This window comes from Bacillus sp. LQ16, assembly GCF_057784645.1.
The window spans coordinates 596208-616957 of the sequence record NZ_CM173491.1; the positions used below are offsets into that span (position 1 = coordinate 596208).

Genomic DNA, 20750 nt, shown 5'->3' on the forward strand with positions numbered 1-20750 from the left:
CAGTTAGGTGGAATAAATGTTTAAAGAACCTTATATTGCGATGATAAAGGATTGGAAAGGATACAAAGCATACAAAAAATTGCCGAAAACAGTTTTTCTTATGACTGGTTCAATGTTGGAATTACCAGAGCGTGTATATGAATTGCAGAAACATGGACATGATGTATTTCTTCATTGTGATTTTATACAAGGTTTAAATACGAATACAGAGGAAGCGCTTTTGTATATTCAAGATGTTATCGGGGCACAAGGTATTATTTCAACAAAGGGTTCGACAATTCGAAATGCTAATAAAATTGGATTGAAAACAATTCAACGTATTTTTATTGTAGATACTTTATCTCTTACTAAATCAATTGAAAATTGTAAAACGACTAGACCAAATGCAGTAGAGATTATGCCGGGGATTATGCCTTCTATAATTAAACAGCTAGTAGAGGAAATAGAGTTTCCTATTATTGCAGGCGGGTTGATTCAAACGCGAGAAGATGCGGAAATTGCAATTCGTGCAGGAGCAAGTGCGATTTCAACAAGTCATTATGAAGTATGGATACATGAAGAAAAAAGGAGTGCAACTTTGTGATTGAATTGAAAAATGTTTCAAAGGTATATAAAAATGCAGAAGAGACAGCGGTTAAAGGCGTATCGGTTCATATTAAGAAGGGCGAATTTTTTGTTTTAGTTGGACCTTCGGGATGCGGGAAAAGCACATTATTACGAATGATCGCTGGCTTAGAAGAGATTTCTTCGGGAGATTTAATTATTAATGAACGTGTTGCAAATGATCTAGAGCCGAAAGACCGTAATCTATCAATGGTATTTCAAAATTATGCATTATATCCACACTTATCTGTAGAAGAAAATATTTTATTTGGACTTAAGGTAAGAAAAGTACAAAAAGAAGAGCGACAAAAGCGACTAATGGAAGCTATTGAAATGGTAGGACTGAAAGAGTATGTGAAAATGAAACCAGGTCAATTATCAGGCGGACAAAGACAGCGTGTTGCGCTTGCTAGGGCGATCGTGAGTCAAGCACCAATCTGTTTAATGGATGAACCACTTTCGAATTTAGATGCGAAATTACGTGCGCAAATGAGAATTGAAATTAGAGAAATTCAGCAGCGATTAGGAATTACGATGATTTACGTTACCCACGATCAAATAGAAGCGATGACTATGGGAGATCGTATCATGGTTTTAAATAAAGGAAGTATACAGCAAGTTGGAACACCACTTGACATATATAACGAACCAGCAAACGAATTTGTTGCAAGCTTTATAGGTTCTCCTTCTATGAATATAAATGATGGAGAAGTGGATAAAGAAAAAGGTGTATTACATATAGGGAAATTGCAAATTCCATTATCTATTGGACAGTTAAAGCAATTACCAGAAGGAATAATTCGTATAGGCATGCGTCCTGAGCATATTGCACTGTCTGAGGAAGGGCAAGAAGTGACGCTGCAATCTGTAGAAGTATTAGGGAATGAATCTATATTAAACTTTGCGGTAAATGGAACAACTTGGAGTGCGAAAGTCATCGGACAGTTACTCTTGAACAAAGGTGACAAAGTAAAATTATTATTCTCACAAGAAAAGTTATGCTTCTTTAACGAAAACACGAATGAACGCTTAAAAGTGGTAGCTGAAGAAGAGTTGAAAGTGGTGGCGAAATAATGATCGAAGTAAGTAAGTTACCAGTTCAAACAAAGGTGTCAAAAAAGAAAAAAATATGGGGGAGAACGAAAGATTTAAGAATAGGATTATTGTTTTTGGCGCCATCTATTTTGCTATTTTCGATTTTTCTGTTCTATCCATTGTTTAGGACGATTTATTATAGTTTTTATTTAACCGATATACATGGAGAAGCTAATCTTTTCGTTGGCTTAGAAAATTATCAATATTTATTCTCTGATCCAGCCTTCTACAAAAGTATAAAATCAACTTTATTATTTGTTTTATATACAGTTCCTACGAGTATTATATTTGCTTTGTTTCTTGCATTGATTGCAAATGGAAAGGTAAGAGGTATTGGGTTATTCCGAGTTCTGTTTTCTTCGACGATGGGAATATCAGTAGCTGCTAGTGCAGTGATTTGGCTATTTTTATTTCATCCAAGTGTAGGATTATTTAATAATATATTAGCCTCTATGAACCTTCCTGCAATCGCATGGTTAACGAGTCCGGACTGGGCACTATTCTCTGTATCAGTTACAACAGTTTGGGTGAATACAGGTTTTGCATTTTTAGTTATATTAGGTGGTTTACAAAATATTGATACGTCTTTATATGAGAGTGCATCTATAGATGGTGCTAGTTATTTATATAAGCTTCGCCGTGTTACATTACCGATGCTATCGCCAACTTTATTCTTTATTGTAACAGTAACATTAATTAGTGCGTTCCAAAGCTTTGGACAAATTGATATTTTAACGCACGGTGGACCGAATGATGCAACGAATTTAATTGTGTACTCGATTTACAAAGAGGCGTTTGTGAATCATCAATTTGGAACAGCAAGTGCACAAGCGATGGTATTATTTGTTTTCATTTTCGTTGCTACATTACTTCAATTTAAGTTTGCTGAGAGAAAGGTGCATTATAAATGATTGTTAAACAGTGGAAGCAAAATTTCCTATTATACATGCTGCTCATAATTAGTGCAGTAATGGTATTTTTTCCTGTACTGTATGCGTTTTTAATAAGCTTTATGACACCAGACGATATTCAAATGAGAAGGTTATTTCCGACCAAGTTTACTTTTGATAATTTCATTAATATTTTTCAAAAAGTACCGCTTTTTACATACTTATATAACAGTTTAATTGTATCGACAGTCGTTATGATTGGACAACTTATCGTATCAAGTTTAGCAGCTTATGCTTTTGTTTTTCTTCAGTTTAAAGGGAGAAACTTAATTTTCTTCCTGTTTATTTCAACGATGCTTATTCCGTGGGAAGCAACGATGGTGCCTAACTTTTTAACGATTCAAAACTTTGGCTGGATCAATAGTTTCGCCGGGATGACAGTGCCGTTTTTTGCAACAGCTTTCGGTATTTTCTTGTTACGTCAACATTTTATGACACTCCCGAATGAACTGAAAGAAGCTGCTTTTATTGAAGGGATTGGAAATGTAAGGTTTTTATTTAGCGTTGTAATACCGTATTGTAAAACGAGTTTTATTACGCTTGGAGTATATAGCTTTTTAACAACATGGAATATGTATTTATGGCCACTTTTAGTGACCACTGATGAAAAAGTAAGAACAGTGCAAATCGGTGTGAAGCAGCTTCAGTCTCAAGAAGTTGCAACTGATTGGGGAAGCGTAATGGCCGGTGTTACGGTTATCGTTATTCCAACATTGATTTTACTATTTTTAGGGCAAAAGCAATTACAACAAGGATTAACAAAAGGTGCAATTAAATAACTAAGAGAAGGTGAGCTTAAAATGAGTTTAGTAAAAAAAGGTGCTGCTCTATTAATGGTAGCAACAATGGCATTATCTAGTGCCGCTTGTTCAAATAGTAAAACAGAGGTAAAACCTGAAGCGCAGGCAAAAGTAGCACCAGTTGAAAAAAATGGTGATAAAACTGTAATTCGGTTCTGGCATGCGATGGGTGGAAAAACACAAGGGGTACTAGATGGTCTTGTTGCAGACTATAATAAGTCACAAAATAAATACGAGATAAAGGCAGAGTTCCAAGGAACATATGAAGAGTCTTTAACAAAATTTAGAACGATGTCTGCAACGAAAGAAGCACCAGCTCTTGTTCAATCGAGTGAAATTACAACGAAATATATGATTGATAGCAAAAAAATCACACCAATTGATAGCTGGATAAAAAAAGATAAGTACGATACGTCAAAATTAGAAAAAGCAATTACAAATTATTATTCAGTTGATGGAAAAATGTATTCTATGCCATTTAATTCATCTACACCAGTATTAATTTATAATAAAGATGCTTTTGCAAAGGCGGGCTTAGATCCAGAGAAAGCTCCGAAAACATATGCGGAATTACAAGAAGCAGCGAAAAAGTTAACGATTAAAGAAGGCGGAAATGTAAAACAATATGGATTCTCCATGCTTAACTACGGTTGGTTCTTTGAAGAATTGTTAGCGACACAAGGTGCTTTATATGTAGATAACGAAAACGGCCGTAAAGATGCTGCAAAGAAGGCGGTATTTAACGGTAAAGAAGGACAGAAAGTATTTGGAATGTTAGATGATTTAAATAAAGCTGGCGCACTTGGAAAGTATGGAGCAAGTTGGGATGATATTCGTGCTGCGTTCCAGTCTGGACAAGTTGCTATGTATTTAGATTCTTCAGCAGGTGTTCGTGATTTAATTGATGCATCTAAGTTTAATGTAGGTGTTTCATATATTCCATATCCAGAGGATTCGAAACAAAATGGTGTTGTCATTGGAGGCGCATCATTATGGATGACGAATATGGTTTCAGAAGAAACGCAACAAGGTGCTTGGGACTTTATGAAATATTTAACGAAGCCAGACGTACAAGCAAAATGGCATACGGCAACAGGTTATTTCTCAATTAATCCAGATGCATATAATGAGCCATTAGTAAAAGAGCAATATGAAAAATATCCACAGTTAAAAGTAACAGTAGATCAACTGCAAGCGACAAAGCAATCTCCAGCAACACAAGGGGCTTTAATTAGTGTATTCCCAGAATCACGAGATGCAGTTGTAAAAGCATTAGAAGCAATGTATGACGGGAAGAATAGTAAAGAAGCGTTAGATGAAGCTGCCAAAGCAACAGATAGAGCAATTAGTATTTCAGCTCGTACGAGTCAAAAATAAGAGAAAGCCGTATCCTTAAAAGGGATACGGCTTTCTCTATAGGGAGATAAGGGATCAAAGAAATGATGAAGTCTTATCTCTTTTATATGAGTAAAGGGTCTAGAGTGAATGTTGTCCTTTTCATTATTTATTTAACTCCATTGCGACTTGTTTACCATTTACGAAAACCTCTACTACCGCTACTACAACTTCCATTACTTTTTTCATCTCTCATCTCTCCTTGTTTTTTGTTTCATTTCTTACTTTCAGTATAAGGAAATACAGTAATTACAACTATCGAATTGGATGACAAGAGACTTACATTGTTGTAAGGATAATAGTTTAGTTTGTAATAAAGTGAAAATTTAATCAGTGGGGGTCTTACGGTCCGTTAATGCGGGATAAATATGATTCAAGGTTAAGATTCGGAATTTTCCGTTGTTTTGAACTATAATTAGAAAGAGGGGGGATAATATGAAAAGAATTCTTGTTATTAGTGATATTCATGGAGAGATAGAAAAGTTTGAACAGTTATTGGAAGAAGCTCAATATGATGCGAAACAGGATCAATTAATCTTACTGGGAGATTATGTAGATCGTGGTCCAAATGCGCGTGCTGTAATTGAAAAGGTAAGAGAATTGAAAGAAGAGGGAGCACTCATTTTAAAGGGAAATCATGAAGATATGATGATTAAGGCGTTAACGACAAATGAGGAACGTTCATGGAACCATTGGGTAAAAAGAAATGGTGGAGATAAGACATTATATAGCTATGGATTTGTAGAAGAAGATATTGTGGTTAATGAGAAAGACTTCAAAAAACCAATTTTACACTCTCGTGTATTAGAGGAACATATAAAGTTTATTCAAGAATTAGATCATTATATTGAAACAGAAGAGTATATATTTGTACATGCTGGGGTTGAACCGATGAAACGAGTTTCTGAATCTGAACCATATACGTTAATGTGGATCCGTAATGAATTTCATAATGGATATAGCGGTGAAAAGGTTGTTGTATTTGGGCATACGGAAACAAAAACGCTTCATGGTAGTGAGGAGTGCGGAGTGTATTTTGGTAGTAATCGTATTATTGGAATTGATGGCGGGGCTGTGTATGGCGGTCAGCTAAATTGTTTAGAGTTGCCGAGTAAAAAGGTATATGTAATAAAAAATTGAAAGAGATAAGAGGAATCTTATTTCTTTCAATTTTTTATTAAGCTAAATTTAAGACAAAGTTTTTATAATAAAACTTCAAAATTTTAGAAGGAAATAGTTAAAAATGAAATTACGTAATGCAACTACATTCTTTTGTTATGAAGAGAAGAAATGTAATAATAAATAGAATTGAACTATTTGATGGAAGGTGAGAGCATGCGTTTACTTGTAGTAGAAGATAATGCTTCGTTATTAGAGTCTATCGTACAAATTTTGCGTGATGAATTTGAAGTAGATACGGCAATAAATGGAGAAGATGGATTGTTTTTAGCGCTTCAAAATATATATGATGCAATTTTGCTGGATGTGATGATGCCAGGGATGGACGGATTTGAAGTGATTCAAAAAATACGTGATGAAAAGATTGAAACACCAGTCCTGTTTTTGACAGCGAGAGATTCTTTAGAAGATCGGGTGAAGGGATTGGACTTTGGTGGAGATGACTATATCGTTAAGCCATTTCAGGCCCCTGAATTAAAAGCGAGAATTCGCGCTTTACTACGCAGAAGTGGTAGTTTAACAACGCAGCAAACGATTCGTTATAAAGGGATTGAATTGTTCGGAAAAGATAAAGACGTTCAAGTAGATGGAAAAAGTATTAAGTTGACATTGAAACAATATGAGCTACTAGAGTACCTCATTCAAAATAGCGGGAAGATTTTAATGCGTGAACAAATTTTTGATCGTGTTTGGGGATTTGATTCAGATACGACAGTAGCGATTGTAGAAGTGTATGTGCATCATTTACGTAAAAAATTAGAACCATTCAGTTATCAGAAAGATATTCAAACCGTTCGAGGTATTGGATATATATTAAAAGAACAATGAAAAAGGGAAGTATGTTTCAAAAGACACGCATTCGTTTGACTATAGTGAATTCATTAGTATTTATCCTATTAATAGGTATATTAGGTAGTATTATTTATTCATACACATATAAGCGTATTTATAATGAAGTGGATCAATCTATAAAAATGATGGCTCAGTATAGAGAAAAATTAGATGTTAAAATACCACCAAGAAAACGCATAGAGAATATCCAAATTGGAGATCCGCGAGTAACTAGAATAACTTGGAATGGAAAAATAGTGAAAATAGAGGGCGATAACCGTAAATTCCGTTCTATTTTTGAAGAGAATTTGGAAAAGTTTTCTCCAAAAAATTTAGAGGAGTTACAAGATATTGAAGTACAAGGACGATATTTTAGAGTATTTTCGCTTCAAAAAGATGGAGAAATAGTTCAAATCGTGCGAGATATAACAGCGGAAGAAAGAATGTTAAATACTTTATTTTTAATCCTTGTTATAGGTTGTAGCATAGGAAGCCTCTGTGCGATAGGTATCGGCTTTTTCCTAGCTGGTAGAGCACTCGTACCTATTCAAAATTCATGGGAGAAACAGCAGCAATTCGTTTCTGATGCATCACATGAACTCAGGACACCACTTGCAGTTATTCAATCAAAAACGGATGTTTTATTCCAGTCACCATCCGCTACGATAGAAGAAAAAGCGATGGATATTTCTACAATTTCAAAAGAATGTAGGCGGTTATCGAAACTCGTTAGTAATTTATTATTGCTAGCACGTTCTGATTCTAATCAAATTGAGATGGATAAGAAAACATTTGAACTTGATAAATTGTTAGAAGAAATAGTAGCTCCATATAAGGAGATTGCTTCTTATCAAGAAAAAGAAATGATGCTAAAAGTAGAACGTGGTGTATCTTTTATGGGGGATAGAGAGCGGATTCATCAAATGATGGTCATACTGTTAGATAATGCGATGAAGTATACAAACGAAGGCGGGCATATTCAAATTGATTGCACGCAAACGAGTAGTGCAATTCGTATACAGGTGAAGGATAACGGGATAGGAGTGAAAGAAGAAGATATTCCGAAATTATTTGATCGTTTTTATCAAGGGGATAAAGCAAGAAGTACGTCAGAAGGAGCTGGATTAGGTCTTTCAATCGCAAATTGGATTGTAGAAAAGCATTATGGAAAAATATCAGTAGAGAGCAAATGGGGAGATGGAACTTGCTTTGAAGTGATATTCCCTAAAAATCAAAGAATATAAGTAAGAAGACGATCTTGTTTTTACAAGGTCGTCTTTTTTTAAGATAAAGTTAAGAAACTATTTATATTATGTATGGCATAAAGAAAGTTCGTTATATGAAGAAGGGACTAGGTGTATGTGAGTGAGTTTTATCAATCATAATGTTATATCTCAAGCAGCGATGAGATGTATGTATAGTATTAAAAAAATTATGGGAATGATGGAAAAGAAAGTGTAAGAGGGAGGAATTAATTTTGAAAAAGAAAATGATGACGGTATTCACTATTGGAGTAATGAGTTTAAGCATATTAGGGGGTGCCTCTCCTTCTGAAACATCAAAAGGAAAGACAGATTACACACAGCGCAGTAAAGAACAATTAAACAATGGAAAGATACATGCGGTGAATACAGAAGAAAAAGCGGAGAAACTAGGTATTGAAACGGAAGGAAAAGAACAAATTACGCTAGAAAAAGAAATTCATGAAACAGAAGTAGGAAGAGAAGCAGAGCAGTTAGGCATCTCGATTGAAGGAAAAGATGTTGGAACTCTGTCTGAAGAAATCTATGAAACAAAAGTGAAGCAAGAAGCCTTAAAGCTAGGCATATCGATAGAGAATACATCAATTGTAGATTTAATTAATCAAATTAATACGATTAAAATTAAAAATGAAGCGGATAAATTAGGTATTTCAACAAATGGAAAAGAAATCGAAGACATTGCGGAAGAAATCTACGGAACGAAAGTAAGAGAAGAAGCAGGGAAGTTAGACATTTCGCAAAAAGGGAAGGAAATCGAAGAGTTAGCACAAGAAGTGTACGAACAAAAAGTACAGGAAGAAGCAAAAAAATATCATATTGATTTGTACGGTAAAGATATATATCAAGTGTTAAGAGAAATTAATGAACAAAAGGTGCTACAATTGGCAGATGAGCTTAATATAGACAAAGCGAACATGAATATTCAAGAGCTAACAGAAAAAATAAAAAAAAATCAACCTGAGAGAGAAAAAGAACTAAATTTTGTACCAGTGATTCGAACGGATGCTGACGCATTTTATTCTTATTTAACGAACTAAAAAGGGCGTGAGAGTGATACGGAGGTTTAAGTGGTATATATGTATAGCATTACTAGCTATAGCTGTATGGAGTGTATATACAAATGGAATTACAAAGTATGTGGAGAAGTTGACATTCTTCAATATACAAAATGGAAAAGAACCGGAATTTAGTAATAATGATGAAAAGGCCATTTTATCAGGTGTACCATTAATTCAGCAACTACCAGAGCTAGATAGAGGCTGTGAAGTGACAAGCTTAGCGATGATGTTACAATACGCTGGTGTTTCAGTAGATAAGATGACGTTAGCAAATGAAATAAAAAAAGTTAATTTTATAGAAGATGGTGTGCGCGGGAATCCGAATGAAGGATTTGTAGGTAATATTTATACATTCTCTGAATCAGGATACGGTGTATATCATGGGCCACTTTTTCAGTTAGCGGAAAAATATTTACCTAATAAAGCTGTAGACTTAACAGGGAAGAATATAGAAGAAATTTATAAGAGTGTAAAAGCAGGGCAACCTGTAGTCATGATCACAAATGCAACATTTGCACCATTAGATGAAGATGAATTTACTACATGGGAAACAAATAGTGGAGATGTTTCTATTACGTATAATGAACATTGTGTTGTACTTATTGGGTATGATCAGGAATCTGTATATATTCGAGATCCACTTGAGGATAGCTTAGATGTAAAAGTACCGAGAGAAACCTTTGAACAGGCATGGGTACAAATGGGAAGTCAGGCGATTAGTTATGTAAAGAGCGCTAAATAAATTAGGACGAAGATTTTTAGTAATATGACTATAAGGTGAAGGATAAACATTTGAGGATTATAAGAGAAGTTCTATAGAGTAGACGCTGTTAAGAAATAAGAGAACTTTAGCATATATAATGCTAAAGTTCTCTTATTTTTATGATTAAAATACGTATAAGGAATGAATATGCAAAAATGCATAATTGAAGAAAAAATTACATTTTATCATTATATATTGTTTTATATATGTTAATTGTATAAAATGACACAAGTATCCACATTACATAAAGGAGGCTTATTATGCAAAAAATATTTAACTGGGTTAAATGTATGAGTATCAATAAAAAATTAATCATTTCATTTTTTATTATTTTAACTATACCAGGAATTATTATCGGTGGTGTTTCATATCAAACTGCCAAAACAAATTTTGAACATCAAATGACAGATAAAGCAAAGGAGAATATTTCGATTTTAAATACTGTTATTTCTCAAAATATAGAAGAGAAATTTGTTGATGCGACGTACTTTGCAGACATCTTAACAGAGGATACATATCCAAATGGACAAGAAGAAATAGTAAGAACGAAGTTAGCACAATATATAAAGCTTCATCCAGAAGTAGAAGGTATTTATATTGGAACAGAGACGGGAAAGTTTATAAGAGAACCATTTATCCAAATGGCTGATGGGTATAATCCAACAGATAGATCTTGGTATAAAGAAGCACATGAAAATAAAGGGAAAGTAATTGTTACTGCGCCATATCAGTCAGCATCTACAAAAAATATGGTAGTGACAATTGCGAAAGAAGTAAAAGATGGTAAAGGTGTTATAGGAATTAATTTAAACTTAGATAACATCTTAAAAATTTCCAAAATGATTAACATTGGTGAAAAAGGTTATGCAGTTATTTTAGATCAAAATAAGCAAATTGTTAGTCATCCATCTAGAAAACCAGGTGCAAAAGTTACTGATCCTTGGATTAAACCAATTTATGAAGATAAACAAGGAAATGTGTCTTATACAGAACAAGATGATAAAAAGAATTTAATCTTTGCAACAAATGAGAAAACGGGCTGGAAAGTAGTTGGCGTTATGTTCGATGAAGAAATTACCCAAGCTGCCAGTCCAGTGTTTTATAAGACTTTGATTGTCATTGCTATTGCTATTGCATTTGGTAGTGTATTAATTTATTTCATTACAAAGTCTATTACAAGGCCATTACGAAAAATAGCTGAATCGGCATATAAAATTAGTAACGGAGATTTAACAGAGAAAATTACAATCCATTCCAAGGATGACATAGGAAAATTAGGGAATTCATTTAATGAAATGTCTACGTCTTTACAAGATGTTATTACCCAAATTAGCTTTTCAGCAGAACATGTTGCAGCATCGGCAGAAGAGTTAACAGCAAGCGTACAGCAAGCAAATGATGCGACAGACCAAATTACAATTGCAATGGAACAAGTATCAGGTGGGGCCGAATCACAAAGTCAAGGTGTTGAAGAAGGTGCGGCTACATTGCAACAAGTAAATACAGCAATTCAAGATGTAACTGGAAGCGCAGAGTCAATTTCTATTTCCTCATTACATGCGCGAGAAAGAGCAGAAGAGGGAGAAGATTTAGTTGAACAAACCGCAAAACAAATGCAGTCTATTTCTAGATCGGTATCCGAGTCAGATGCTATTATTAAACTTCTTGATGAGAAATCAAAGCAGGTAGGGGCTATTTCTGAAGCAATTCAAAACATCGCTACTCAAACGAACTTATTAGCTTTGAATGCGGCTATTGAAGCAGCAAGAGCAGGTGAACAGGGACGAGGATTTGCTATTGTAGCAGATGAGGTTAGAAAATTAGCAGAGCAATCAGGAGAGTCATCTGGAGAGATTGCAAATTTAATCGCAGAAATTAAGGCGGATATTGAACATACTGTTAAGGCAATGGATAATGTGAATGGAGAAGTTCAACAAGGCCTTGATGTTGTAACAAAAACGAAAGTAAGTTTTACGGAAATTTTAAGTTCTACTACACATATTGTTTCTCAAGTTAATCAAATGGTAGAAACAACGAAGAGAATTGCTGGAGATGCAAATGAAGTGACAAATGCTATTGATGAAATTGCAGCTGCTGCAGAAGAAAATACAGCTAGTATGCAAAGTGTTGCAGCTTCAACAGAAGAACAGGTTAATTCCATGGAAGAAATTAGTTCAGCTTCGCAAAACTTAGCTGAGATGGCCGAAGAACTACAAGCGATGACTAGTAAATTTAAAGTATAATAATAGCAGATAAGTAAGGTGAAAATAATATCACCTTACTTATTTTTCTATTCAGCAATTAGGGGAGTCATTAACGGGATGAACAAAAGAAAAAGACTATGGAATTTGTGGAAAACGATTACATTGTTAGTTTGTACAGTTGTAATTTTTTCTTTACTTGTGACAGATATATTAATTAGTCATAATGTAGAACGGACGACGGAGGATAGCCAAGCAGAGAAAGCAAAAACAATTGCACACATTGTGGCGAATGATTCGATTGTAATCGATGGCTTGGTTGGGAAAGCAGATACCTCTGCAATCCAAACGTATACAAATAGGATATTAAAAAACACAGGTGTTCAATTTATTGTAGTTATGGACATGGATGGAATAAGAAAATCTCATCCAGATCCTCAAAAAATAGGTCATCATTTTATTGGCGGGGATGAAGGGCCTGTATTGAAAGGAAAAGAACATGTATCGTTAGCAGAAGGAACTTTAGGTATTTCCATGCGAGTGTTTGTACCAATATTTTCCGAAACAGGTGAACAACTTGGAGCAGTGGCTGTTGGTATTTCAGCAGATAATGTAAAAGAGAGAGTTAAGGAAAGTAGACATATCATTTATATTGGTGTCGGAGTTGGTGTATTAGTCGGAATTATAGGAGCAATATTGCTAGCTAGACATATAAAGAAAAGCTTATTCGGTCTTGAGCCGCACAGGATAGCAAAAATTCTTGAAGAAAGAAATACGATGCTACAATCTGTAAAGGAAGGTATTATTGCTGTAGATAGAGAGGCTAGAGTAACGTTAATTAATAATGAAGCGAAACGTCTATTTAAAAAAAGCGGACTTGAAGAAGATTTTATCGGTAAAGATGTTGAGTTGTATATGCCAAATTCACGTATAAAAGAAGTATTGCAAACGGGAGAAGTACAATTAAACGAAGAACAAAATATTTACGGAATTACGATTGTGACGAATCGAGTTCCTTTATATGTAAAAGGAGAAATAGTTGGTGCAATTGCAACATTTCGTGATAAAACAGAGATTAGAAAACTAGCAGAGGAACTAACTGGTATTAGACTATATGCAGAAGCATTACGGGCACAATCTCATGAGTTTATGAATAAGATGCATGTCGTATTAGGGCTTACACATATGAAACAGTATGAAGAATTACAGAAGTATATAAGCGGCATGGTATCAGAGCATCAATATGAAATTGGTGGAGTTATGAAAAGAATAAAAAGTCCAGTATTTGCTGGTTTTTTACTAGGTAAGCTCAGTTATGCTAGAGAGAAAAATATAAAATTAATTATAAGTGAAGATTCTTATATGCCGGAAATAGATGATGAAAGTATTGCTCATGAACTTATTACGATTGTCGGAAATTTAATTAATAATGCATTAGAGGCAGTTACGAATTGTGAAAAGAAGCAAGTTGAAGTTAAGATACAACATGGGGATATATTAACTATTACAGTACAAGATACGGGAAAAGGTATACAAGAAAAAGAAATAGAGGAATTATTTACGAAAGGTTATTCCACAAAGGGAGATAACCGCGGTTATGGTTTGTATCTTGTAAGAGAAAGTATACAGCGAATAAATGGGGAAATTCATATTCATTCATTAGTAGGAAAGGGAACAGCGATAACAATTGAAATACCTAAAGGTAGGGATGAGAGGCAAATATGATTAAAGTTTTAATTGTAGAAGATGACCCGATGGTAGCAATGTTAAATACGCATTATTTAGAGCAAGTAGGAGGGTTTGAGCTTGTTCAAGCAGTTAACTCAGTAAAGTCGGCGATAGAAATATTAGAGAAATCACGAGTAGATTTAGTATTACTTGATATTTTTATGCCTGAAGAGACTGGGTTTGAGCTTTTAATGTATATCCGGAACCAAGAAAAAGAAATCGATATTATAATGATTTCAGCTGTACATGATATGGGAAGTATTAAAAAAGCATTACAATATGGCGTAGTAGATTATTTAATTAAACCATTTACATTTGAACGATTTAAAGAGGCATTAACTATATATCGAGAAAAACTTACTTTCATGAAAGAACAACAAAAAATTAGTCAATCGGAATTAGATTCGTTAATTTTACAAAAAGAAAAAAGGGAGCCTACTGTCACGAAAGAGCTTCCGAAAGGGTTAACGAAGCAAACGTTGCAATTAATTTGGCAGAAGATCGAGTCGTTGAATGGAAGGGTGTTTACAACAGATGAAATGGCACAATTAGTTGGAATTTCAAGAGTTTCTATTCGAAAATATGTAATGTTTTTGACTGACATTGGGGTGTTAGAAAACGAAATGATGTACCAACATGTGGGAAGACCTGTAAGTAAATTAAGATGTGTTGATCAAAAGAAAATAGAGTTTTACGTATAAGCGACTTAGTATAAGTCGCTTATACTTTTTTTAATTACAAAATCAATTACAAAACTTACAAAAACTATTTTTACTATTGAAAGCGTTTTAATATTGTTATTAAGAAAACGAGGGGGTGCCATATGGGAATTCAAAAGAATGTGGAAGCGGTATCATTTTCTGAAGGAAATGAAGTACAAAGAGAATCTTTCGCTTCTAAAATTATGAATGTAAAAATCGGTGTTATACCTTTACCGTTATATGTAGTATTGGCTGCTATTATTTATGGGGCATCTGTATATAATAAATTGCCAGCAGATATGATTGGTGGATTTGCAGTTATTATGATCATGGGGATTTTCTTAGGCGATATTGGGATGAGAATTCCAATTTTAAAAAATATCGGCGGTCCAGCAATACTTTCGTTATTTATTCCATCATTACTTGTATTTTTTAACTGGATGAATCCAGCTTCAATGGAAGCTGCGACTATGTTAATGAAAAAATCGAACTTTTTATATTTATATATTTCTTGTTTAGTAGTCGGAAGTATTTTAGGAATGAACCGTAAAGTGTTAGTACAAGGTTTCGTTCGCATGTTTATTCCTTTAGTAGTAGGGACGTTAGCTTCTGTAGCAGTAGGGTTATTGGTCGGTTCATTATTTGGATTTGAAATGAAGCACACATTCTTCTTTATCATCGTACCAATTGTGAGTGGTGGTATCGGGGAAGGGATTTTACCATTGTCGCTAGCTTATAGTGATATTTTAAATGAATCGTCAGCAACGTTTGTATCACAGCTTATTCCAGCAGCTATTATTGGAAATATGTTCGCAATTGTAAGTGCAGGGTATATGAAGCGTTTAGGTGAGAAGAAACCGGAGCTTAGTGGTAACGGTGTATTAGTGAAAACAGACAATCAAGCAGAATTATTAAAAGAACAAAATACAGAGAAGCCAATTGACTTCTCATTAATGGGAGCAGGTTTATTAATTGCGTGTACGTTCTTCATCTTCGGAGGATTTGCTTCTAAGTTCATCGGTATTCCGGGGGCAATCATTATGATTTTCTCAGCAGCACTTGTGAAATACTTTAAATTAATGCCAGCAAAAATGGAGCAAGGAGCATTCCATTTATATAAATTTATTTCGAAGAATTTAACTTGGCCTTTAATGGTTGGATTAGGATTGCTATATATTCCGTTAAAAGACGTAGCAGCAGTTCTTTCAGTAGGATATGTTGTTGTGTGCGCATCGGTTGTTCTTACAATGGTAGCATCAGGTTTTCTTGTAGGGAAAGTGATGAAAATGTATCCAGTTGAATCGGCGATTGTAACTGGATGTCATAGCGGTTTAGGCGGAACTGGAGATGTTGCTATTTTATCGGCTTCAAATCGTATGGAATTAATGCCGTTCGCGCAAATTTCTACTCGTTTAGGCGGAGCGGCAATGGTTGTAACAGCGACAATATTATTAAAAATGTTTTCATGATCAAACAAGCTAGCTATATTCATATAGCTAGCTTGTCAAATTAAGGGGAGATTATAAGTATGTTAGCAAATCAAATTAATGAAAGATCATTGTTATTGCATAAAGAATTAGTAGGGAAAATTGAAATTACAAGTAAAGTGGAGGTAAATTCAGCAGATGATTTAAGCCTGACGTATACGCCAGGTGTAGCGGAGTCTTGTAAAGCAATTGCGGCAGATGAAGAAACGGTGTATGACTATACAGCACGTGGTAATATGGTGGCAGTTGTTTCAGATGGAACAGCGGTACTTGGTTTAGGAAACATTGGACCGAAAGCGGCTATGCCTGTTATGGAAGGAAAAAGTATTTTGTTTAAGAAGTTTGCGAATGTAGATGCTTTCCCATTATGTTTAGGCACAACGGATGTAGATGAAATCGTTACCCTTGTAAAAAATTTAGAGCCTACATTTGCAGGGATTAATTTAGAAGATATTGCAGCACCGCGTTGTTTTGAAATTGAAAAACGATTAAAAGAAGAAACGAATATTCCTGTATTCCATGATGATCAACATGGAACAGCTATTGTCGTTTTAGCAGCTGTTATTAATGCATTAAAAGTTGTTAGCAAACAAATGGATAATGTGAAAATCGTTATTAACGGTGCGGGTTCGGCAGGAATTGCAATTGGAAAATTATTATTAAAGGCTGGTGCAAAGCACATTACGCTAGTTAGCCTAGAAGGTATTGTTTGTGAAGGTGAAACATGGATGAACGAAGCACAAATTGAAGTTTCAAAAAAGACAAATCGTGAACATGTGCGTGGAACGTTAAAAGAAGCGATTCACCAAGCTGATATTTTTATTGGCGTATCTGCTCCTAACGTATTAACGAAAGAACTTGTACAGACGATGAATGAGAAAGCAATTGTGTTTGCAATGGCGAATCCAATTCCAGAAATCTTCCCTGAGGATGCATTAGAGGCTGGGGCAGCTGTAGTAGGAACTGGGCGCTCGGATTATGCGAATCAAGTAAATAATGTATTGGCGTTTCCCGGAATATTCCGCGGTGCGTTAGATGTGCGCGCAACTGATATTACAGAAGAGATGAAATTAGCGGCAGCATATGGGATCGCTAACATCATTACTGACGAAGAACGTAATGCGAATTATGTAATCCCGAATCCATTAGATAAAAGAGTTGTTCCAAGTGTTGCAGAAGCAGTAGCGAAAGCAGCTATTGATTCAGGCGTGGCGCAAATTACGAAAATACCAAGTTATTAATAGCTAAAAGCAGTGCCTAAAAGGCACTGCTTTTTTGAGATAAGAAATCAAAATAATGAAGAAGTGTAGAATTATTTATGTTTCTTCACTATTTATTTAATTCCATTGCAACTTGTTTACCATTCACTAAAACCTCAGTTACTGCTACGATCACTTCTATCATTTTTTTCATCTCTCCTCTTTTCATTTCTTACTTTAAGTATAAGAGAAGAGAGATAATTCAACTATCGAAGTACATGACGTAGAAATTACATTGTTGTAAGAAAGTGGTTTATTTTTGTCACTTTACTCAGCAGTGATTATAAACTGATCATAATATTTTTCATTCACATATATATTTAATAACCATAATCCAGATGAAGGTAGTGACATAGCGAGAGGGAGTTCGTTTGTAGTAGAATCGATTGTATTTGAAGTAGTCCAAGTTTGTTTGGAAGTTTCTTTTTGAAAGAGTACTGGTGTTGGAGTTACAGATCCTTGTTTTAGCGCAATAATAGACAATTTTCCAGTTGGCATCTTAGAATCTAGAAAGTGCCACATTATTTCATTTTGTTCATTTGCGATAATGGGACTATCAGCCATTGCGACTTTACCTTCGATGCCTTTTAAAGGCATTTTTCCTTCTACGAAAGAAGGTGTTTCTTCCCAATTTACATCTTTTAAAACACTAAGATGAAAGAAGGAAGGTGCGTTCACTTGATTGGATGACGTTGCGACAGCTTCAGTTTTAGATGCTTTTGAATCAGGTTGTGCTGGTGTGCATCCAGTGATGAGGAAGGAGAGAAGTAGCATAGTTCCGATTTTTTTCATGGTGCCACACTCCTAGTTTTTATTGTTAGTGTAATTGTATTTGCTAGAAGGCGGGACAATTCCTTTAAAGTATAAAAAGAGGTCGTAAGTTTTGTACGACCTCTTTTGACATTTTTTATCCCGTAAAAGTCCGATTGGTGTAGGTTAATAATCAGTGGGAGATAGCCCCACTAATTAAAGTTTCACTTTATACTTGTTCAGTTGTATAGGTTGGTTCGGTTTCTTTTTGAGGCATCGTCAAAAAAATAACGGACAGAACGATACATACGCCGCCTAATAATTGATATGTTCCAAAAGATTCATTTAGCCAAGTAATTGAAACGATGGCAGCTACAAGGGGTTCAATGCTAGATAAAATGCTTGTTTCTGTTGCTGCTAAATATTTAAGACTACCGATATATAGAAGGAAAGAAAGGGTACCACTAATAATGATAAGAATAAGCATAGAAAAAGTTTTTAGTGTAAGGGTTTGTGAAAAGTGATTCCACCCGAATGAACGATTATAAATAAGTAGTGCAATTCCTCCGATTAACATCCCCCAACCAATTACTACAGTTGTCCCGCATTCTTTAATGAGAGAAGCCGGATGAAGGGTATAAAATGCAAATCCAATTGCTGTTAATAGTCCAAAAATAATAGCTTCTTTAGATAAAACAACATTTTCAATTGAGCCATTTGTAATAATAAAGTATGTTCCTATTAGCGCGGCTATAATTGCGAATAGTTGCATGGAAGCAGGGAATTTTCTTTGTTCAAATGCAACATACATGGTTATAAGAACAGGACCTAGAAATTGAAATAGTGTTGCTGTGACCGCGTTACTAATATGAACTGTTTCGATAAAGGCGTATTGCGCACCAAGCATGCCGAGAATAGAAAAAATAATAAGTTGTATAGAATATCTAGGGTGTTTCCAAATTTGAAATATGTTTTGTTTCTTTATAAGTAAGAAAGACAAAATAAATATTCCTGCAAGCAACAATCGAATTGTTAAAAAATCAATTGAGGATACATTAGTATGTTGAAATAGCCACTGAATCATTGGACCAGATAATCCCCATAATGTAGCCCCTGTAATAATCATAATGAGTCCGATACGTCTACCATTGTTCATTATCATGTTTCTCCTCTCCGGTATTTGATTTTTTATGTGTGACATGATACAAGGAATTATATATAAAATCTGGTACTGTAAAAAGTATCAGATTTTAGTTTTATTAAGGGGTCAGATATTATGTTAGAATTAACGCCTAATTTAAATATGAATAGTAAAAAGGCATTGTATGTGCAATTGTATGAGTATATAAAAAAAGAGATTAAAGATGGATCGATTGTCCCTTTTACGAAATTACCGGCTAAGCGAAAGTTAGCGATACATTTACAAGTAAGTAAAAATACAGTAGAGGCAGCGTACGAACAATTACTTGCAGAAGGTTATATTGAGTCGATATCGAGAAAAGGTTATTTTGTATGCAAGATTGAGCAAATGGTTCATGTAGAGGATAGCGGAGAGAGAATAGAAGAAGTACTGTTTCAGGAGAAGAGTTATAAATTTGACTTTACACAAACAGGAATTGATACGAATGCTTTTCCATTCAATATGTATCGGAAAATTGTAAATGAAGTATGGCAGCCACATAATAACGAACTTCTCTTTCTAGGACACCCTCAAGGGGAAGCGAGCTTAAGAGAAGAGATTACGAATTATTTGTATGAATCTAGAGGTGTACGTTGTTCAGCTAGTCAAATTGTATTAGGAGCGGGAACACAAATATTAGTGAAACTATTGTTTCAGTTGTTAAAGGGAAGCAATTATGCAGTTGAAAACCCAGGGTATCATAGGAAGATGGTTGTTTTTGAACAGGGAGAAGCAAGAGTCAAAATGTTATCTTTAGATAGAGATGGAATTTGTATTGCAGATTTAGAAAATAGCGATGCAAATGTTGTATTTGTAACTCCCTCTCATCAATTCCCATATGGAATGATTATGCCTATTACGAGAAGGACGCAGCTTTTACAATGGGCGAAGAAAGAAGAGAGCAGGTATATTATTGAAGATGATTATGATAGTGAATTTCGCTATTCTGGAAAGCCTATACCGGCGCTGCAAGGGTTAGATACAGAGGGGAAAGTTATTTATATGGGGACGCTATCTAAAGCATTATTGCCATCGCTACGGATGAGCTATATGGTGTTGCCGAAGAAATTAATTAAAAAGTATCAACAGCAATATTTATTTTATACACAAAGTGTTTCAAGAATAGATCAAGAAGTGATTAGAAGATTTTTAAATGAAGGATATTGGGAAAAACATATTCATAAAATGCGTGTTGTCTACCGAAAGAAGAGAGATCGACTTGTTTTTGAAATAGAGAAGTATTTCTCTAATCGTGTTGAAGTGATAGGAGAAGATTCGGGATTACACATTTTATTAAAAGTGTATAATGGAATGCGGGAAGAAGAATTAATTCAAGAAGCTGCGAAACATAGTATCAAAATATATCCTGTGTCTACGTACTATAAAGACGGTACGGCGCCTGAGAATGTAGTTTTACTTGGGTTTGCGATATTATCAGAGGAAGAAATTGCGAAAGCGATTCAATTATTACACACGGCATGGTTTACAAGAAAGTAAAAAACATCCTC

General features: G+C 34.7%; 18 protein-coding genes and 1 pseudogene. 17 read left to right on the plus strand and 2 right to left on the minus strand.

Translation table 11 applies throughout. The features are described from left to right. Positions 1–16 precede the first annotated feature (16 nt). The 16 genes and pseudogenes from AC3EMB_RS03025 (at position 17) to AC3EMB_RS03100 (ending at position 17294) form a co-directional block, all read left to right on the plus strand. The gene (locus tag AC3EMB_RS03025) at positions 17–583 is read left to right on the plus strand and encodes a glycerol-3-phosphate responsive antiterminator (protein ID WP_064531964.1); all 567 of its coding nucleotides are present in this window, start codon (positions 17–19) and stop codon (positions 581–583) included. Further along, positions 580–1677, plus strand: coding sequence for an ABC transporter ATP-binding protein (locus AC3EMB_RS03030; RefSeq protein ID WP_000571382.1), 1098 nt, complete (start codon positions 580–582; stop codon positions 1675–1677). Before AC3EMB_RS03025 ends, AC3EMB_RS03030 begins: the two co-directional genes overlap by 4 nt. Further along, positions 1677–2609: a carbohydrate ABC transporter permease gene (locus AC3EMB_RS03035; RefSeq protein WP_064531968.1), complete on the plus strand. Its 933-nt coding sequence runs from the start codon at positions 1677–1679 to the stop codon at positions 2607–2609. Before AC3EMB_RS03030 ends, AC3EMB_RS03035 begins: the two co-directional genes overlap by 1 nt. After that, entirely contained in the window at positions 2606–3427 is an 822-nt protein-coding gene (locus AC3EMB_RS03040) for a carbohydrate ABC transporter permease (RefSeq protein ID WP_340784812.1), read from the plus strand. The genes AC3EMB_RS03035 and AC3EMB_RS03040 overlap by 4 nt, the downstream gene beginning before the upstream one ends. 21 nt (positions 3428–3448) lie before the next feature. Next, the gene (locus AC3EMB_RS03045; RefSeq protein ID WP_488517449.1) at positions 3449–4825 is read left to right on the plus strand and encodes an ABC transporter substrate-binding protein; all 1377 of its coding nucleotides are present in this window, start codon (positions 3449–3451) and stop codon (positions 4823–4825) included. A 453-nt stretch (positions 4826–5278) separates the two neighbouring features. Continuing rightward, on the plus strand, positions 5279–5983 hold the full coding sequence (locus AC3EMB_RS03050) for a metallophosphoesterase family protein (protein ID WP_488517450.1): 705 nt from the start codon (positions 5279–5281) through the stop codon (positions 5981–5983). A gap of 195 nt (positions 5984–6178) precedes the next feature. Next, the gene (locus AC3EMB_RS03055; protein ID WP_064532092.1) at positions 6179–6850 is read left to right on the plus strand and encodes a response regulator transcription factor; all 672 of its coding nucleotides are present in this window, start codon (positions 6179–6181) and stop codon (positions 6848–6850) included. Next, positions 6847–8097, plus strand: a complete 1251-nt coding sequence (locus tag AC3EMB_RS03060; protein ID WP_488517451.1) for a sensor histidine kinase — start codon at positions 6847–6849, stop codon at positions 8095–8097. Before AC3EMB_RS03055 ends, AC3EMB_RS03060 begins: the two co-directional genes overlap by 4 nt. Before the next feature lie 233 nt (positions 8098–8330). After that, the gene (locus tag AC3EMB_RS03065; protein ID WP_095691438.1) at positions 8331–9152 is read left to right on the plus strand and encodes a transporter; all 822 of its coding nucleotides are present in this window, start codon (positions 8331–8333) and stop codon (positions 9150–9152) included. Positions 9153–9165: 13 nt separating this feature from the next. Then, entirely contained in the window at positions 9166–9915 is a 750-nt protein-coding gene (locus tag AC3EMB_RS03070; RefSeq protein WP_372587753.1) for a C39 family peptidase, read from the plus strand. Positions 9916–10337: 422 nt separating this feature from the next. Next, a pseudogene (locus tag AC3EMB_RS03075) lies at positions 10338–11240 on the plus strand (cache domain-containing protein); the annotation flags it as partial. A 120-nt stretch (positions 11241–11360) separates the two neighbouring features. Further along, positions 11361–12179 (plus strand): methyl-accepting chemotaxis protein, encoded by an 819-nt coding sequence (locus AC3EMB_RS03080; protein WP_432804035.1) that lies wholly within the window; start codon positions 11361–11363, stop codon positions 12177–12179. A 78-nt stretch (positions 12180–12257) separates the two neighbouring features. After that, positions 12258–13862: a sensor histidine kinase gene (locus AC3EMB_RS03085; RefSeq protein ID WP_488517452.1), complete on the plus strand. Its 1605-nt coding sequence runs from the start codon at positions 12258–12260 to the stop codon at positions 13860–13862. Next, positions 13859–14566 carry a response regulator gene (locus tag AC3EMB_RS03090; RefSeq protein WP_000598666.1) on the plus strand — a complete coding sequence of 236 codons (708 nt, stop codon included), beginning with the start codon at positions 13859–13861 and terminating at the stop codon, positions 14564–14566. Before AC3EMB_RS03085 ends, AC3EMB_RS03090 begins: the two co-directional genes overlap by 4 nt. 122 nt (positions 14567–14688) lie before the next feature. Further along, complete coding sequence (locus tag AC3EMB_RS03095) at positions 14689–16035, plus strand: 2-hydroxycarboxylate transporter family protein (protein WP_000512722.1); 1347 nt, start codon at positions 14689–14691, stop codon at positions 16033–16035. 59 nt (positions 16036–16094) lie between these two features. Beyond that, on the plus strand, positions 16095–17294 hold the full coding sequence (locus AC3EMB_RS03100; RefSeq protein ID WP_000880781.1) for an NAD(P)-dependent malic enzyme: 1200 nt from the start codon (positions 16095–16097) through the stop codon (positions 17292–17294). Positions 17295–17579: 285 nt separating this feature from the next. Here AC3EMB_RS03100 and AC3EMB_RS03105 read toward each other — a convergent pair whose 3' ends face one another. After that, complete coding sequence (locus AC3EMB_RS03105; protein ID WP_089170390.1) at positions 17580–18104, minus strand: DUF4871 domain-containing protein; 525 nt, start codon at positions 18102–18104, stop codon at positions 17580–17582. Positions 18105–18291: 187 nt separating this feature from the next. Continuing rightward, positions 18292–19218: a DMT family transporter gene (locus AC3EMB_RS03110; protein ID WP_001059057.1), complete on the minus strand. Its 927-nt coding sequence runs from the start codon at positions 19216–19218 to the stop codon at positions 18292–18294. Between the two features lie 120 nt (positions 19219–19338). Here AC3EMB_RS03110 and pdxR point away from each other — a divergent pair, with 120 nt between their 5' ends. Next, complete coding sequence (pdxR, locus tag AC3EMB_RS03115; RefSeq protein ID WP_089170391.1) at positions 19339–20739, plus strand: MocR-like pyridoxine biosynthesis transcription factor PdxR; 1401 nt, start codon at positions 19339–19341, stop codon at positions 20737–20739. Positions 20740–20750 lie beyond the last annotated feature (11 nt).

Excerpts from the sequence above, each read along its gene's own strand:
- AC3EMB_RS03025 (WP_064531964.1), top strand. The coding sequence starts at position 17 with ATGTTTAAAGAACCTTATATTGCGATGATAAAGGATTGGAAAGGATAC.
- AC3EMB_RS03035 (WP_064531968.1), top strand. The coding sequence starts at position 1,677 with ATGATCGAAGTAAGTAAGTTACCAGTTCAAACAAAGGTGTCAAAAAAG.
- AC3EMB_RS03040 (WP_340784812.1), top strand. The coding sequence starts at position 2,606 with ATGATTGTTAAACAGTGGAAGCAAAATTTCCTATTATACATGCTGCTC.
- AC3EMB_RS03045 (WP_488517449.1), top strand. The coding sequence starts at position 3,449 with ATGAGTTTAGTAAAAAAAGGTGCTGCTCTATTAATGGTAGCAACAATG.
- AC3EMB_RS03050 (WP_488517450.1), top strand. The coding sequence starts at position 5,279 with ATGAAAAGAATTCTTGTTATTAGTGATATTCATGGAGAGATAGAAAAG.
- AC3EMB_RS03055 (WP_064532092.1), top strand. The coding sequence starts at position 6,179 with ATGCGTTTACTTGTAGTAGAAGATAATGCTTCGTTATTAGAGTCTATC.
- AC3EMB_RS03060 (WP_488517451.1), top strand. The coding sequence starts at position 6,847 with ATGAAAAAGGGAAGTATGTTTCAAAAGACACGCATTCGTTTGACTATA.
- AC3EMB_RS03080 (WP_432804035.1), top strand. The coding sequence starts at position 11,361 with ATGGAACAAGTATCAGGTGGGGCCGAATCACAAAGTCAAGGTGTTGAA.
- AC3EMB_RS03085 (WP_488517452.1), top strand. The coding sequence starts at position 12,258 with ATGAACAAAAGAAAAAGACTATGGAATTTGTGGAAAACGATTACATTG.
- AC3EMB_RS03090 (WP_000598666.1), top strand. The coding sequence starts at position 13,859 with ATGATTAAAGTTTTAATTGTAGAAGATGACCCGATGGTAGCAATGTTA.
- AC3EMB_RS03095 (WP_000512722.1), top strand. The coding sequence starts at position 14,689 with ATGGGAATTCAAAAGAATGTGGAAGCGGTATCATTTTCTGAAGGAAAT.
- AC3EMB_RS03100 (WP_000880781.1), top strand. The coding sequence starts at position 16,095 with ATGTTAGCAAATCAAATTAATGAAAGATCATTGTTATTGCATAAAGAA.
- AC3EMB_RS03105 (WP_089170390.1), bottom strand. The coding sequence starts at position 18,104 with ATGAAAAAAATCGGAACTATGCTACTTCTCTCCTTCCTCATCACTGGA.
- AC3EMB_RS03110 (WP_001059057.1), bottom strand. The coding sequence starts at position 19,218 with ATGAACAATGGTAGACGTATCGGACTCATTATGATTATTACAGGGGCT.
- pdxR (WP_089170391.1), top strand. The coding sequence starts at position 19,339 with ATGTTAGAATTAACGCCTAATTTAAATATGAATAGTAAAAAGGCATTG.